The organism is Pseudomonas sp. Kh14 (assembly GCF_900291005.1).
In the GTDB taxonomy this organism is placed as follows: domain Bacteria; phylum Pseudomonadota; class Gammaproteobacteria; order Pseudomonadales; family Pseudomonadaceae; genus Aquipseudomonas; species Aquipseudomonas alloputida.
In genome coordinates, this window is record NZ_OLKJ01000022.1 from 238510 (window position 1) to 253297 (window position 14788).

Genomic DNA, 14788 nt, shown 5'->3' on the forward strand with positions numbered 1-14788 from the left:
ATAGTCACTGGCGTCGCCAGCCGCCGCCGGTATAATCGCCGACCCTGCCTGTTCTGTGTGGTTGCACGCTTATGTCCCTGATCCCCGAAATCGAAGCCTTTCTTGGCTGCCCGACGCCAGACGCCTGGATCGAAGCGGCGCTCGCCGACCAGGAAACCCTGCTGATCGACCACAAGAACTGCGAGTTCAAGGCCGCCAGCACGGCCTTGAGCCTGATCGCCAAGTACAACACTCACCTTGATCTGATCAACATGATGTCGCGCCTGGCCCGCGAGGAGCTGGTGCATCACGAACAGGTGTTACGCCTCATGAAACGCCGCGGTGTGCCGCTACGCCCGGTGTCGGCGGGGCGTTACGCGTCGGGCTTGCGCCGACTGGTACGCGCCCACGAGCCGGTCAAGCTAGTGGATACACTGGTGGTGGGGGCGTTCATCGAGGCGCGCAGTTGCGAACGTTTTGCCGCACTGGTGCCACATCTGGATGAAGAGCTGGGCCGCTTCTACCACGGGTTGCTGAAAAGCGAAGCGCGCCACTACCAGGGCTACCTGAAACTGGCGCACAACTACGGTGAGGAGGCGGACATCGCCCGCCGTGTCGAGCTGGTACGCGCTGCGGAAATGGAGCTGATCCAGTCGCCCGACCAGGAGCTGCGCTTCCACAGCGGCATCCCGCAGGCTTTGGCCGCCTGATGGGCACCAGGCGGCGCAGGCCTTAACTGCGCCGACCCAGTAGCAGGCCTACCACCAGCCCGAGGCCGGCGGAAATGGCCACGGTCTGCCAGGGGTGGCCGCCGATGTAGTCCTGAGTGGCGTCCACCACCGGTTGCGCCTTGCTGCGCACGTTGCTCGCAGCCTGGCGTGCCTGGCGCAGCTTCAGGCTCACCTGGGCGCGCAACGTCTCTGCTTCTTCGCCGACCAGTGCGGCACTGTCGTTCAGCAGTTTTTCCGATTCTTCTATCAGCGATTGCAGTTCGCTGAATACCTGGTCCTTGATCTGATCGCTGTCAGCCAGCGTGGCGTTTTTCCGGGCCATGAACTCGTCCTCGTCAATGGGGTTGTGAACAATGGATGCCGCCACGTCGGGAAAGTTGCGGCGGCTTTCCGATGATGGGTTGCCTGGGTGTAAGATAGCGGCCATTTTCAAACCTGCAGGTACCTTCATGAGTTTCAATCTGGCCAACATGAGCTTCGAGGAACGGGCGCAGATCGAGGCAGAGAAGGCCCGGTTGTTCGAGATGTGGCAGAACAACCTGGGCAAAGCCAAGGGCGAAGCCGCCCGGCTGATTGCCGAAAAGCCACGGCGCAAGGGCAAATGGGCCGAGTGGGTGCGCGCCGAACTGGACGGCATGACGCCGCCTGAATACGCCAGCATGGTGCGCAGCGAAGTCAACAAGCTGATGGCCGCAGCCAGCGCCAACCGCTGAGCACACCCGCCCGGCGCTTATCAGTAGGTGCCCTTGGGCAAGTCCAGCTTGCCTTCATCGGTAAAGCGCACGGTCCCCAGCGGCCCGCCGGCCAGTTTGCCGTGCAGCTTGTAGGGTAGACCCTGCAGCGAGTCCAGCTTGCCCAGCCCATAGGCCTGGCGCAGGAAGGAAAACGCCGTGATGCTTACCGGCACCACGATCACCGCTTCGTCGTAGCGGCCAATGTGCCCCTGCTGATCACTGACCCCAGCGGCCAGCGGCTGGCCGTTTACTTCCAGGTTCAAGGCGATGCCGTTGTAATCGATCGGCGCCTCATTGGGGTTTTGCACTCGCATTTTCACCGCCATGCGCAGTTCCAGCTCCTGACCGGGCAGCGGTTCGATGCCGATTACGCTGATGTTTACCGGGTCGCGTGGCTGGAACAGCGCACAGGCCCCCAGGCCACAGGCCAGCAGCAGGATCAGGAACAGGCGGGTGTAGCGGTAAAGACGGGCAGTCATGGGCTGTGACCTTGCCGGAGTGGAGCTGGCAGTGTGGCAAATGCGCGTCGGCGTTGAAAGTATCGGTTCATATGAAAGATACTGTTTCTCATTAACGCCCGATAACCTCTCTTAGTGGCTGTTCCCAATCATGCTGACTTCACCCATGTCGGGCCTGCTGGCAAGTTTCCAGGAGCACTACGACGACCTGCTGCAGTTTCTGACACGGCGCATGAGCGACCGCCAGCGGGCGGCCGATGTGGCGCAGGAAACCTACCTGAAGCTGGTGAACATCGACGAGCAGGCGGTGCCGGTGTTGCACGCGCGCAGTTTCATCTTTCGCGTGGCCGGCAACCTGGCGATTGACGCCTTGCGCCGTGAGCAACGCATCGCCGCCTGCCACGACGACAGCGACGGAGCCTGTGAGGTGGCCTGCCCGGCGCCGGCACCCGAGGCGGCGTTGCTGGCCCGCGAGCGCTTGCAGATTCTTGACCAGGCGCTGTTGCAGTTGCCCGACAATGCCCGCCAGGCGCTGTTGCTCAACCGTGTCGAGGGCCTGACCCAGAAGCAGGTCGCTCAACGCCTGGGGGTTTCCGAGAGCATGGTGGCAAAGTATATCGGCCAGGCCCTGCGCCATTGCCGCGGCCGGTTGAAACAGGCGGGTGTGGCGGCTTCGGTGGTGTTGCTGGTCGCCGCCGTGGCGGGTTGGCAGCAAGCCCCGATGCTGTTGGCCGATTACCACACCGCCGTGGGCGAGCGGCAGGTCATTACCCTGACAGATGGAACACGGGTGACGCTGAACAGCGCCAGTGCCTTGAGCGTGGCGTTCAGCGAGCATGAGCGGCGTGTGGTACTCGATGCGGGTGAGGCGCTGTTCGAGACCGCCGATGATTCACGTCCGTTTGTGGTCGAAACGGCCGGTGCGCAGGTGCAGGGCAATGCTGCCACCTTCAGCGTGCAGCGCGATGGCCACGTCGTGTTGGCTCGCGGTGAAGCAAAGGTGGGTGAACATGAACTGGCAGTGGCGGCCGATGCCGGCACGCAGATGGCCTGGCAGCGTGGCAAGCTGATCTTCAACGGCAAGCCGCTGGGGCAGGTGCTGACCGAGCTTGAGCGATACCGGCATGGGCGCATTGTGTTGTCCGACAGCAAGCTGGCTGCGATGGAAGTGAGCGGGGTGTTTGACCTGGATGAACCTGAGGCCCTGTTGCGGACGTTGGAGCAACGGTATGGCCTGAAGGTGACCTACCTGCCGTGGTTGGCCGTGGTGCATTGATCAGCCTGTGTCGGCCTCTTAGCGGGCAAGCCCGTTCCTGCACAGATCGCACAATCTTCAGGCGGGCGCAGTCGTTGTAGGAGCGGGCTTGCCCGCGAAGAGGCCGGGCAGAAACAAAAATATTTTTCATTTGGCACTGCAAGTTCCTGCAAGCCAGATCGTCGTAGTGAGACTGATCAGCAACCCATTCTCATTTACGACTTGTCAGGAAGCTCATTCGTGCCTCTGATGCTCAAGCCCTTGCACCGCCGTCGCGGTTCTTTTCACCATGCCTTGATGTCTTGCAGTGCCTTGGCCCTGTTGCTCGGCCCCCTGCACGCAGGGGCCGCGACGACTGCCGAACAGACCCAGATGCAAGCTCGCCAGGTCCAGCTCGACCTGCCAGCCCAACCGCTGGACCAGGCGCTGACCACTTTCGCCGACCAGGCCGGCCTGCACCTGCTGTACACCACAGGCGATGTCGCCGGCCAGGTCAGCCCGGCGTTGCAGGGCAACTTCAGTGTCGAGCAGGCCCTGCAGCAGTTGCTGGCTGGCAGCGGCATGAGCTGGCAGTTCAGCGAGGCTCGCACCGTCACCTTGCGCAAGGCCGAGGCCGTGCCGCAGGCGGTCAACCTCAAGCCGATCGAAGTCAGCGTAGCCTCGCGCACCAGCACCGCCATCAGCGAAATCCCCGGGACCGTCTGGGTGGTCGACCAGCAGCAATTGCGCGAGCAGATCGACAGCGGCGTCAGCCTGAAGGAAGCCATCGGCAAGCTGGTGCCGGGCCTTGACCTGGCGCCGGAAGGGCGCACCAATTACGGCCAGAACATGCGTGGGCGCAACGTGCTGGTGATGATCGACGGGGTCAGCCAGAACAGCTCCCGCGGCCTGTCGCGCCAGTTCGACAGCATTTCGCCTTTCAACGTCGAGCGCGTCGAAGTGCTGTCTGGCGCCAGCGCCATCTACGGCGGTGGCGCCACCGGCGGCATCATCAACATCGTGACCAAGAAGGGCGAGCCTGGCCCGGCGCGCTTCGAGACCCAGTTGGGGGCCAGCAGCGGTTTCAACAACAGCGACGACCTGGCCACCCGCTTCGCCCAGTCGGTCAGCGGCGGCAACGAGCGGGTCAATGCCCGGTTGGGCGTTTCCGGTGAGCAGAACGAAGCCTTCTACGATGGTGCTGGCGACCAGATCTTCATCGACAACACCCAGACCGACCTGCAGTACAACCGCACCATCGACGTACTCGGCACCTTGGGCCTGCAGCTGAACGACCAGCAGAGCCTCGACCTGTTGGCCCAGTACTACGACTCGGGCAACCATGGCAGCACGGGTATCTACTTCCCCAACCTGAACTACAACGCGCCATCCGACCTGGAAGACGCCGAACTGCGCAGCGGTTATTCATCGGACCTGGAGCCGCGTACGCGGCGCTTGCTGCTCAACGCCAATTACCACCACACCGACGTGCTGGGGCAGGACTTCTACCTGCAGGCCTCGTACCGCAAGGAAGATGACAACTTCTACCCGTTCCCGTACTACAACCGTGCCACGCCCACCGGCTCGCGCGGGGTGTACTTTGCCGCCTCGCAGCAGAATTTCGAGGTCACCAGCCTCAAGGGCCTGTTTGCCAAACAGTGGGATACGCTGAAGCTGACCTACGGCGTTGACCTGGATCGCGAGCGCTTCAACGCCGAGCAGACCACCTTCAACGCCCAGACCTCGTCCGAGTCGGGTGGCCTGGAGCTGGAAAAAGACAGCAAGGCCGCACGCTACCCCAGCTACCGGGTGGATGGTGTGTCGGTGTATGCCCAGCTGGACTGGCATGCCACTGACAACCTGACATTGTCCGGTGGTGCCCGGCGGCAGCAGATGGACGTGGATGTCAGCGATTTCAAGGGCGTGCCAGGTGGCAGTAACGACTATCAGGTCAACCTGTTCAACATCGGTGCCATCTACGACTTCAAGAACGGCCACCAGGTGTGGAGCAACTATGGCGAAGGCTTCGACCTGCCTGACCCGGCCAAGTACTACGGCAAGCCAGGCCTGAGCGTGGCCGATAACCCGTTGGCCGGTATCAAGAGCCGCCAGGTGGAATTGGGCTGGCGCTATGCCGACCTGGATTGGGATGCGCAGGCCGCGCTGTATTACATCTGGTCGGACAAGATCATCAACGTCGATTCGCAAACGCTGACCATCGACGTGAAAGAGCAGAAAAGCCGCGACTTCGGCTTTGAAGGTGCACTGACCCGGCACTTCCAGACCGGCTGGGAAGCTGGCGGCACATTGCACATGACACGCTCCGAGGAAGAGGCCGAGGATGGCGGCTGGATCAAGCGCGATGCCCGTTATGCCTCGTTGTCCAAGGCCACCGCATTTGTCGGCTGGAAGGGCGATGGCCGCAGTGCACGCTTGCAGGCCAACCATGCCTTCAGCCTGAAAGATGATGCCGATCACGAGATTGACGGCTACACCACCTTCGACCTGCTGGGTAGCCAGGATACCGGTTTCGGCACCTTCAGTGCCGGTATCCAGAACCTGCTGGACAAGCAGTACAGCACGGTATGGGGGCAGCGTGCGACGTTGTTCTATTCGCCGACCTACGGGCCGGCGTATCTGTATGACTACCAGGGGCGTGGGCGGACCTACACGCTGAGCTGGAGCATGGCTTACTGATTGTGGTGGCCTGAACGGGCCTGTTCGCGGCGGCAACGGTGAACGGCGGGTGGAGATTGGCCAGCAGGGCCGGCCTCTTCGCGGGTAAACCCGCTCCTACACGACGGCCTGCGCCCAGCCATCGATGCGTGTCCACCCTCGATCAGGCGTAGGAGCGGGTTTACCCGCGAATACGGTAGCGGCGGCAGCGGTGAACGGGGGGTGGAGATTGGCCAGCAGGGCCGGCCCTTTCGCGGGTAAACCCGCTCCTACACGACGGCCTGTGCCCAACCATCGATGCGTGTCCACCCCCGATCCGGCGTAGGAGCGGGTTTACCCGCGAATACGGTAGCAGCGGCAGCGGTGAACGGCGGGTGGAGATTGGCCAGTAGGGCCGGCCTCTTCGCGGGTGAACCCGCTCCTACACGACGGCCTGTGCCCAACCATCGGTGCGTGTCCACCCTCGATCAGGCGTAGGAGCGGGTTTACCCGCGAAGGGGCCGATTCAGGCAAACGCCGCCAGCAAATCCTGCGCAAATACATGGGCTGCCTCGCCAACCCCCTGTGCCCGGTGCCGGGCCAGGGTGAACGGCACCCCAAAATCAAGCTCAGGGTCCAGCGCCCATATCAGCCCATCGGCCTCCCAGGCCTGTGCGCAATGGCATGGCAAGTAGCCAATATGCCGCCCAGACAGAATGAACGTCAGCACGCTTTCGATCTGCTCCGCCACTGCCGTGCTGCGTCTGCTCTGGAACGGTTCGCCCCCTTTGAGAAAACGGTACGGATGGCGCACCTGGTCCATGTCCAGCAACCGCTCAAGCCCAATATCCGTTTCGCCATACAGCACATGCCCCTTGCCGCAATACAGCCGCTGTCGTTCCGCGAACAAGGGCTGGTAATCAAAGGCCGCCTGGTTGCCGGAAAAGTAGCTTATGGCATAGTCCAGACGCTGCTCCAGCAACAGCCGTTCCAGCTCCGCCGGCGGTGCACTGACAAGCTCCAGTTGCACCGATTCCTCTCGCCTGCGAAATGCCGCAATGGCCGCCGCCAGTTTCAGGCTCACCGCCTTGTCCTGATTTTCCGCCATGCCAATGCGCACAGTTCCCAGCAGTCGCCCGGCAACGCCGTTGGCCTGCTGGCGAAACTGTTCGATGTTCAGCAGCAGCCCACGCGCCGCGTCCAGTAGCAACTCACCTTTTTCCGTCAGGCGAAACCCACCCTTGCCGCGGCTGCACAGGCGGTAACCCAAACGTGCCTCCAGTTGCGCCATGCGCTGGCTGATAGTGGGCTGGCTCAGGCCCAGCACGCCTTGAGCGGCGCTGAAGCCACCCGCCTCGACTACAGTGACGAACAGCCGCAGCAGGTGCAGGTCGGGATCGTGCACTTGTCCGAGCATTACATTGCTCCTGATGAATGTCAGCTTTGCAAACTTGCCATTGGTGCAATGTAACCCGGCTGGCATGCTCGCGGCATCCACCCATTTACCGAGGTGTCCGCCATGCGTCGATCGTTGTGCCTTTTATCTCTTGTTCTAGCCCTGCCGCTGCAGGCCGAAGAAAAGGTCGTCAACCTCTACAGCTGGGCCGATTACGTCGCCCCGCAAACCCTGCAGCGCTTCGAACAGGAAACGGGCTACAAGGTGCGTTACGACACCTTTGACACCCCCGAGGTGCTGGAAACCAAGCTGTTGACCGGTGGTAGCGGCTACGACGTGGTGGTGCCGTCATCCACCGTGCTGGCCCGGGCGCTCAAGGCCAATGCCCTGCAAGCGCTGGACGCTCAGACCATGCCTGGCTATGGCAACCTCGACAAGGACCTGCTGGGCAAACTGGCCGAGGTTGACCCCGGCAACCGCCATGCCGTGCCGTACACCTGGGGTACGCTGGGCCTGGGGGTAAATGTGGAGGCAGTACGCCAGCGCCTTGGCGATGTACCGCTGGACAGCCTCGACCTGTTGTTCAAGCCCGAGTACGCCACCCGCCTGAAGGGTTGCGGCATCGCTTTGCCTGACTCGCCCCAGGAGGTGATCGGCGTAGCCCTGAATTACCTGGGCAAGGACCCTTACAGCCAGAACAAGGATGACCTGGCTGCCGCGCAGAACCTGCTCAGCCAGTTGCAGCCGTCGATCAGCTACGTTGCCAACGGCCGGCAGATCAACGACCTGGCCAATGGCAGCGTGTGCCTGGCGCTGACCTACAACGGTGACGCAGCGATGGCCGCCGACCAGGCCCGTCGTGCCGGCAAGCCTTTCGAGGTGATCTACCGCATCCCCCGCGAAGGCACGCTGGTATGGCAGGACAACCTGGTCATCCCCAAGGACGCCCCGCACCCCGAGGCCGCACGGGCGTTCATCGCCTTCATGCTCAAGCCAGAGTCGGTGGCAGCGCTGACCAACACGCTGTTCTTCGCCAATGCCAACCAGGCTGCCACGCCGCTGGTGGACGAAGCGGTGCGCAACGACCCGGATATCTATCCGTCGGCCGAGGTGCGTCAACGCCTGTATGCCGACCGCAGCATGGCCTTGGCCGACCTGCGCCAACGCAACCGTCTGTGGACTGCCTTCCGCAGCCGGCAGTAGCCCATGACAATCAAGGAGCCCGACCGTGGACCAAGCCGCAAGCAATGACCAGGCCATGACCCGCGATAGCCTGTATGGTACCGCCGCAGAAAGCACCTACGCCGGTGTTGTCAGTTTTTCCCGCCGTCGCTACAGCCGCGACTTGCGCGGTGTGGATGTGGTGGTCAGCGGTGTGCCGTTCGACACGGCCACCAGTAACCGCCCCGGCGCGCGCTTCGGCCCGCGGGCGATCCGTGCGGCCTCGGTCCAGCAGGCCTGGGCCCGCCACTGGCCGTGGGCATTCGACCCGTTCGACCACCTGGCGGTGATCGACTATGGCGACTGCCCCTTCGACAGCGGCACGCCGCAGTCGGTACCGGACAGCATCGAGGCCCATGCCGAGCACATTCTGCAGGCGGGTTGCGCCATGCTGACCCTTGGTGGCGACCATTTCATCAGCTACCCGCTGCTCAAGGCTCACGCCCGCCGCCATGGCCCGCTGGCGCTGATCCATTTCGATGCGCACAGTGACACCTGGCCGGACGAGGCGGGCAAGCGCATCGACCACGGCACCATGTTCTGGCATGCCGCCCGCGAAGGCCTGGTTGACCCGGCCCACTCGGTGCAGATTGGCCTGCGCACGACCAATGACGACAGCCAGGGCTTTGCCATTCTCGATGCCAGGCAAGTGCACCGCCAGGGCACAGAGGCGGTAATTGCAGCGATTCGCCAGCGGGTGGGCGAGCGGCCGGTGTATCTGACCTTCGACATCGACTGCCTCGACCCGGCCTACGCGCCCGGTACCGGAACGCCAGTGTGTGGCGGGCTAAGCACGGTGCAGGCGCTGGAGATTCTGGGTGGGCTGCGTGGCATCAACCTGGTAGGCATGGACTTGGTGGAAGTGGCGCCAGCCTATGACCATGCCGATATCACCGCGTTGGCCGGGGCAACCCTGGCCATGGAGATGCTGTGCCTGTATGCGGCGCGGCACAAGGTGGATAACGGCCAGTAGAAGGTTGCGGCCATTGGAGGGCGAAGCAGCCCTCCGCGGCCCATACTGAAACATCAGGAATCAACTCCACCCGCATTCACACTTTTGCCGCGAACCCCTCGCGCCTTAGGCTATCAAACCCACCAGGCGCGGCATTTTCGTACAGGAGGTGAAGCATGACCCCGACATTGCCCATCCTGGCCCTCGGCCTGGCCTTGTGCCTGCCCGCGCACGCGGCTGCGCAGCAGCCCGTGCAACGTGCTGCCGGCAACAACAACCCTTACAACAGCCCGATCCAGCGGGCCAACCCCAACAGCCGTCAAGGCAGCATGCCGGCTGCGCCACCGGTACGTGGCCCGTCCACCGACCCCTACCAGCGCCCACCCACCCTGGACAACCGCGGCATCGGCAATGGCGACAACCTGCGCCGTCAGCAGCAAACCCCGAACCTGGAACCCACCCGGCCACCGCGCGACAACCCTCGTGCGCCTTAAGCCTACTTGAAAGGAATCCGGCATGCTTCGAGCACCCTGGCTAGTCACCCTGACCGCCGCTGCGCTACTGCCACTGTGGGCGCATGCGGCGGCCGAACAGCGGTTCCCCAGCGAAGAAGGTACCTTGATCGTCGACACGCTTGCCGATGGCCTGCGCAACCCCTGGGCCCTGGCCTTCCTGCCCGGTGGCAAGGACATGCTGGTGACCGAGCGCGCCGGCAACCTGCGGCTGGTCAATGCCGAAGGCAAGGTTGGCCCGTCGATCAGCGGTGTACCCAAGGTCTGGGCCGAAGGCCAGGGCGGCTTGCTGGATGTGGCGCTGTCGCCGGAGTTCGGCAAGGACCGCACCGTCTACCTGTCCTACGCCGAGGAGGGCAGCGACGGCAAGGCCGGTACTGCGGTCGGCCGCGGGCAGCTGTCCGAAGACCGCGCCCGGCTGGAGAATTTCACCGTGATCTTCCGCCAGCAGCCCAAGCTGTCGGTGGGTAACCACTTCGGCTCGCGGCTGGTGTTCGACCGCGACGGCTACCTGTTCATCGCCTTGGGCGAGAACAACCAACGCCCCACTGCCCAGGACCTGGACAAGTTGCAAGGCAAGGTCGTGCGTATTCTGCCGGACGGCGAAGTGCCCAAAGACAACCCCTTCGTCGGCAAGGACAACGTGCGCCCGGAGATCTGGTCGTACGGCCACCGTAATCAGCAAGGCGCCGCGCTCAACCCCTGGACCGGCCAACTGTGGACCCACGAACACGGCCCGCGCGGTGGTGATGAAATCAACATCCCAAAGCCTGGCAAGAACTATGGTTGGCCGATTGCGACCCACGGCATCAACTACTCGCTGCTGCCAATCCCCGAGGCCAAGGGCGAGCGTGTGGACGGCATGGTCGACCCGCACCATGTATGGGAAAAGTCACCGGGTATCAGCGGTATGGCGTTCTACGACAGCCCAACGTTCAAGGCCTGGGACCACAATCTGTTCATAGGGGCGCTGGCCACGCAGGAATTGATCCGCTTGCAACTGGATGGCGACAAGGTGGTGCACGAGGAGCGGTTGCTCGGTGACCTGAAGGCGCGTATCCGTGACGTGCGGGTAGGGCCGGATGGTTACCTGTATGTACTGACCGATGACAAGGACGGTGCGCTACTCAAGGTCGGCCTGGCCGACTGACGCGCGCCTGCACCGAGGGTGACAGTCGGGTAGAATGCGGCATGGCCCTCGACCCCCAAACCCTCTACCAGCAAGCCCTGAGCACTCGGGGCTACGTTGCTGACCCTGCCCAGGCCCGCGTCGTCGAGGCCTTGCAAGCCTGCTTCCAGTCCCTTGAGCAGGGCCGCCCTACCCAGGGCCTCTACCTCTGGGGCCCGGTCGGGCGCGGCAAGACCTGGCTGATGGACCAGTTCCACCAGTGTCTGCGCATACCGAGCCGGCGCCAGCACTTTCATCACTTCATGGCCTGGGTGCATCAACGCCTGTTTCAGCTCAACGGCACCGCCGACCCGCTGTTGGCCCTGGCGGCGGAGCTGGCGCGGCAGATCCGCGTGCTGTGCTTCGATGAATTGTTCGTCAGCGACATTGGGGATGCGATCATCCTCGGCCGCCTGTTTCAGGTATTGTTCGATCAGGGCGTGGTGATCGTCGCCACCTCCAACCAGCCACCCGAGCAGCTCTACCGCGATGGTTTCAACCGCGAGCGGTTCCTGCCTGCCATCGCCGCCATCGGTCGTCACATGCAGGTCCTGCCGGTAGCGGGCGAGCAGGATCACCGTCTGCACCCCGGTGAAGCGCGGCAGCGCTATTGGGTAGCCGAGGCGGGGCAGGCCAGCCAGCTGGGCGAGGTGTTTCTCCAGCTCAGCCCGGAAGATGCCGGCACTGATCAGCCCTTGGGTATTGGCTCAAGGCACATTCACGTCGTGCGGCGCAGTGAGCAGGCTATCTGGTGTCGTTTCACCGATCTGTGCGATCAACCCTTGGCGGCCATGGAGTTCATGGCCTTGTGCGACCGTTTTCCCTCGATTCTGGTATCCGGCATTCCGGCGCTGGGCGGGGAGCTGCGGGCGGGGCGTATTGCCCGTGGCACCGAAGATGGCGCGGCGAGGGTAGTGGCGGGCGACCGTGAACTGCCTGCGCTTTCGCCCAAGGACGATGCGGTTCGCCGCTTCATTGCCCTGGTCGACGAATGCTATGACCGCCGGGTGGCGTTGTACCTGGAGGCACAGGTGCCGCTCGATGCCCTCTACACTCAAGGGTATCTGGCGTTCCCGTACCAGCGCACCCTGAGCCGGCTACGGGAGATGCAACTGCAACGCTTCGCCTGAAAAGGAGCCGACCATGCAGCCGTTATCGCATTATCTGCTGACCCAGGCCTATAACAATGGCTGGGCCAATCACCGCCTGTACAAGGCCTGCCTGCAACTGACCCAGGACGAGTTCGTCGCCCCGCGTTGCAGCTTCTTCCCGTCGATCAAGGCCACCCTCAACCATTTGCTGACGGTGGATTGGTTCTACCTGCATATGCTCGAGTGCGAGCAGCGCGGCGAGCAGCCCGATGCCGACGGCGAACGCTTTTTCGACCCGGAACAGCCGTTTGCCACCTGCACCGATCTGCATGCCGAGCAGGCCCAGGCTGACCACCGTTTGATCGCCTACTGCCGGGGGCTGAGTGATGGCGACCTGGGCCGCTATGTGAGCGTCGTGAGGCCTGATCGGGTGCAGCGCGAGCAGCGGCTGCGTTTGCTGGCGCATCTGTTCGAACATCAGGTGCATCACCGTGGGCAGGTGCACGCAATGCTCAGTGATACTGCGGTCAGGCCACCACAGCTGGATGAGTTTTTCTGCGAGGAAGAGGCCGAGCTGCGGGCGGGCGACTTTGCCGAGCTGGGCTGGACAGAAGCACTGGTCTGGAACGTGTAGAGGAACCCTGTGGCAGCAGCGGGCGTGCGCAAAATCTCAAAGCCTGCGTGCTCCCACAGGGGCCAATCATTGGCTCATTTGCCCAGCCATTCGACCAGGGTGCGATTGAACCGCACCGGTTCCTCGATTTGCGGCGCATGCCCCATGCCTTCGAACGTGATCAGTTCACCTTTGGGTATCAGCTTGGCCACCTGCGGCCCCAACTCTGCATAGTTGCCCAGCCTGGCCTTTACCTCCGGCGGCGCGATATCGCTGCCGATGGCCGTGGTGTCCTTGTCGCCGATCAGCAACAGGGTCGGCATCTGCAGGTGCTTGAACTCGTGGTACACCGGCTGGGTATAGATCATGTCGTAGATCAGTGCCGAGTTCCACGCCACCGCTTCATGCCCCGGCCCTTTGTTCAAGCCCACCAGCATCTGCACCCAGCGTTCATATTCAGGCTTCCAGCGCCCGGCGTAATAGGTCTTGCGCTCATAGGCACGTACGCCTTCGGCATCCAGCTTGAGTTCGCGGGCATACCACTGGTCCACGGTGCGGTAGGGCACCCCCAGGGCTTTCCAGTCTTCCAGACCGATCGGGTTGACCATTGCCAGGCGTTCCACCTGCTGGGGGTACATCAGCGCATAGCGGGTGGCGAGCATGCCGCCGGTGGAGTGGCCGAGCACAATGGTTTGCTTCACACCCAGCTGTTCGAGCAGGGCATGGGTGTTGTCGGCCAGTTGCTGAAAGCTGTACTGGTAATGCGCCGGTTTGCTCGACGTACAGAAGCCAACCTGGTCGGGCGCGATGACCCGGTAGCCGGCCTTGCTCAGGGCGTCGATGGTGGTTTCCCAGGTGGCGGCGCAGAAGTTCTTGCCGTGCATCAGCACCACGTTGTGGCCGTTGGCCTGGCCCTGGGCGGGTACGTCCATGTAGCCCATCTGCAGGGCCTGGCCCTGGGACTTGAAGTCGAAATGCTTGAGGGGGTGCGGGTAGCTGAAGCCTTCGAGCTGTGGGCCGTAGGTAGGCGACTCGGCAGCGATGGCCGAACTGCTGGCAAGGCAGGCCAGGGCAAGGGCGGTTGCGCGCAACATGGGGGCACTCCGTGTAGGGCCAGGTTGAATGGGGCGACTGTAACAGGCAGTGGACCACGCGAAACCTGAAAGGTGTTACCAGGCGTGAAACCAGCCCAGGGTAATCATCGCAAGCACCGCATAGCGGCCAGCCTTGGCCAGGGTCACCAGCAACAGGAAGCGCCAGAATGGCTCACGCATGATCCCGGCGATCAGCGTAAGCGGGTCGCCGATCACCGGCATCCAGCTGAGCAGCAGCGACCATTGCCCCCAGCGTTGGTAGCGCTGCTGCGCACGCGCCAGTTGGGCTGCGCTGAAAGGGAACCAGCGTTTGTCGCGCAGGTGCTCGATGGCCCGGCCCAGCAGCCAGTTGACCACCGAGCCGAGCACGTTGCCCAGGGTGGCTACCAGCAGCAGGGTCGCCCAGGCCTCGGGCTGGCGCAGCAACAGACCGACCAGCACGGCCTCTGATTGCAGCGGCAGCAGGGTAGCGGCACCAAAGGCGCTGAGAAACAGCGCCCCCAGGCTGAGCATCAGTAGTTGGCGACCACGGTGTCCTGGCCATCCTGGGTCACCCCGATGACCTGGTAGGCATCCTTGTGGTCACCCATCTCCATGCCGGGCGAGCCCATGGGCATGCCCGGCACCGCCAGGCCCCTGAGGTCGTTGCGCTTGACCAGCAGGCGCACCTGCTCGGCCGGCACGTGGCCTTCGACGAACTTGCCGTCGATCACCCCGGTGTGGCACGACGCGAGGCGTGGCGCCACGCCGAGGCGTTGCTTGACGGTGCTCATGTTTGGCTCGACGTGGTCGTTGACGGTAAAACCGTTGTCACGCAGGTGGCTGATCCAGGCCTTGCAGCAGCCGCAGTTGGGGTCGCGGTAGACGTCGATGGTCTCGGCGGCCTGGGCCAGGCCGGTGACGGCCAGCAGGCTCAGGGTCAGCAGGTGTTTGCGCAGCATGGTGAAGCA

Annotated in this window: 16 protein-coding genes; 10 read left to right on the forward strand and 6 right to left on the reverse strand. The window is 63.4% G+C overall.

The features are described 5' to 3' along the window. Window positions 1–71: 71 nt before the first annotated feature. Window positions 72–689 (forward strand): tRNA-(ms[2]io[6]A)-hydroxylase, encoded by a 618-nt coding sequence (locus tag FQ668_RS10745; protein ID WP_019437208.1) that lies wholly within the window; start codon window positions 72–74, stop codon window positions 687–689. A gap of 22 nt (window positions 690–711) precedes the next feature. Here FQ668_RS10745 and FQ668_RS10750 read toward each other — a convergent pair whose 3' ends face one another. Further along, window positions 712–1137 (reverse strand): YqjD family protein, encoded by a 426-nt coding sequence (locus FQ668_RS10750; protein WP_230678068.1) that lies wholly within the window; start codon window positions 1135–1137, stop codon window positions 712–714. Window positions 1138–1159: 22 nt separating this feature from the next. Between FQ668_RS10750 and FQ668_RS10755 the strand changes: the two genes are divergently transcribed. Then, the gene (locus FQ668_RS10755; RefSeq protein ID WP_003248880.1) at window positions 1160–1423 is read left to right on the forward strand and encodes a hypothetical protein; all 264 of its coding nucleotides are present in this window, start codon (window positions 1160–1162) and stop codon (window positions 1421–1423) included. Between the two features lie 20 nt (window positions 1424–1443). Here FQ668_RS10755 and FQ668_RS10760 read toward each other — a convergent pair whose 3' ends face one another. Beyond that, window positions 1444–1923 carry an LEA type 2 family protein gene (locus FQ668_RS10760; RefSeq protein WP_019437206.1) on the reverse strand — a complete coding sequence of 160 codons (480 nt, stop codon included), beginning with the start codon at window positions 1921–1923 and terminating at the stop codon, window positions 1444–1446. 130 nt (window positions 1924–2053) lie between these two features. Here FQ668_RS10760 and FQ668_RS10765 point away from each other — a divergent pair, with 130 nt between their 5' ends. After that, window positions 2054–3178: a sigma-70 family RNA polymerase sigma factor gene (locus FQ668_RS10765; RefSeq protein ID WP_144180075.1), complete on the forward strand. Its 1125-nt coding sequence runs from the start codon at window positions 2054–2056 to the stop codon at window positions 3176–3178. 228 nt (window positions 3179–3406) lie between these two features. Further along, window positions 3407–5833: a TonB-dependent receptor gene (locus tag FQ668_RS10770; protein ID WP_144180105.1), complete on the forward strand. Its 2427-nt coding sequence runs from the start codon at window positions 3407–3409 to the stop codon at window positions 5831–5833. Window positions 5834–6317: 484 nt separating this feature from the next. On the opposite strand, the gene FQ668_RS10785 is transcribed toward FQ668_RS10770, so the two are convergent. Then, window positions 6318–7208, reverse strand: a complete 891-nt coding sequence (locus tag FQ668_RS10785; protein ID WP_014591739.1) for a LysR family transcriptional regulator — start codon at window positions 7206–7208, stop codon at window positions 6318–6320. Window positions 7209–7310: 102 nt separating this feature from the next. Here FQ668_RS10785 and FQ668_RS10790 point away from each other — a divergent pair, with 102 nt between their 5' ends. The 6 genes from FQ668_RS10790 to FQ668_RS10815 all read left to right on the forward strand — a co-directional run bounded on the left by FQ668_RS10790 (window position 7311) and on the right by FQ668_RS10815 (window position 12765). Further along, window positions 7311–8390, forward strand: coding sequence for an extracellular solute-binding protein (locus FQ668_RS10790; RefSeq protein ID WP_014591738.1), 1080 nt, complete (start codon window positions 7311–7313; stop codon window positions 8388–8390). A 25-nt stretch (window positions 8391–8415) separates the two neighbouring features. Continuing rightward, window positions 8416–9381, forward strand: a complete 966-nt coding sequence (gene speB, locus FQ668_RS10795; protein WP_004576768.1) for an agmatinase — start codon at window positions 8416–8418, stop codon at window positions 9379–9381. A gap of 155 nt (window positions 9382–9536) precedes the next feature. Then, window positions 9537–9854 (forward strand): hypothetical protein, encoded by a 318-nt coding sequence (locus FQ668_RS10800; RefSeq protein WP_010953180.1) that lies wholly within the window; start codon window positions 9537–9539, stop codon window positions 9852–9854. A gap of 22 nt (window positions 9855–9876) precedes the next feature. After that, window positions 9877–11022, forward strand: coding sequence for a PQQ-dependent sugar dehydrogenase (locus FQ668_RS10805; RefSeq protein WP_076403404.1), 1146 nt, complete (start codon window positions 9877–9879; stop codon window positions 11020–11022). 41 nt (window positions 11023–11063) lie between these two features. Beyond that, complete coding sequence (gene zapE / locus FQ668_RS10810) at window positions 11064–12170, forward strand: cell division protein ZapE (protein ID WP_144180084.1); 1107 nt, start codon at window positions 11064–11066, stop codon at window positions 12168–12170. 13 nt (window positions 12171–12183) lie between these two features. After that, window positions 12184–12765: a DinB family protein gene (locus FQ668_RS10815; RefSeq protein WP_014591735.1), complete on the forward strand. Its 582-nt coding sequence runs from the start codon at window positions 12184–12186 to the stop codon at window positions 12763–12765. A gap of 74 nt (window positions 12766–12839) precedes the next feature. On the opposite strand, the gene FQ668_RS10820 is transcribed toward FQ668_RS10815, so the two are convergent. The 3 genes from FQ668_RS10820 to FQ668_RS10830 all read right to left on the reverse strand — a co-directional run bounded on the left by FQ668_RS10820 (window position 12840) and on the right by FQ668_RS10830 (window position 14779). Beyond that, on the reverse strand, window positions 12840–13838 hold the full coding sequence (locus tag FQ668_RS10820; protein ID WP_014591734.1) for an alpha/beta fold hydrolase: 999 nt from the start codon (window positions 13836–13838) through the stop codon (window positions 12840–12842). Between the two features lie 75 nt (window positions 13839–13913). Then, window positions 13914–14351, reverse strand: a complete 438-nt coding sequence (locus FQ668_RS10825) for a YqaA family protein (protein WP_010953185.1) — start codon at window positions 14349–14351, stop codon at window positions 13914–13916. After that, entirely contained in the window at window positions 14351–14779 is a 429-nt protein-coding gene (locus FQ668_RS10830; RefSeq protein ID WP_014591733.1) for a DUF411 domain-containing protein, read from the reverse strand. The genes FQ668_RS10825 and FQ668_RS10830 overlap by 1 nt, the downstream gene beginning before the upstream one ends. Between the last annotated feature and the right edge of the window lie 9 nt (window positions 14780–14788).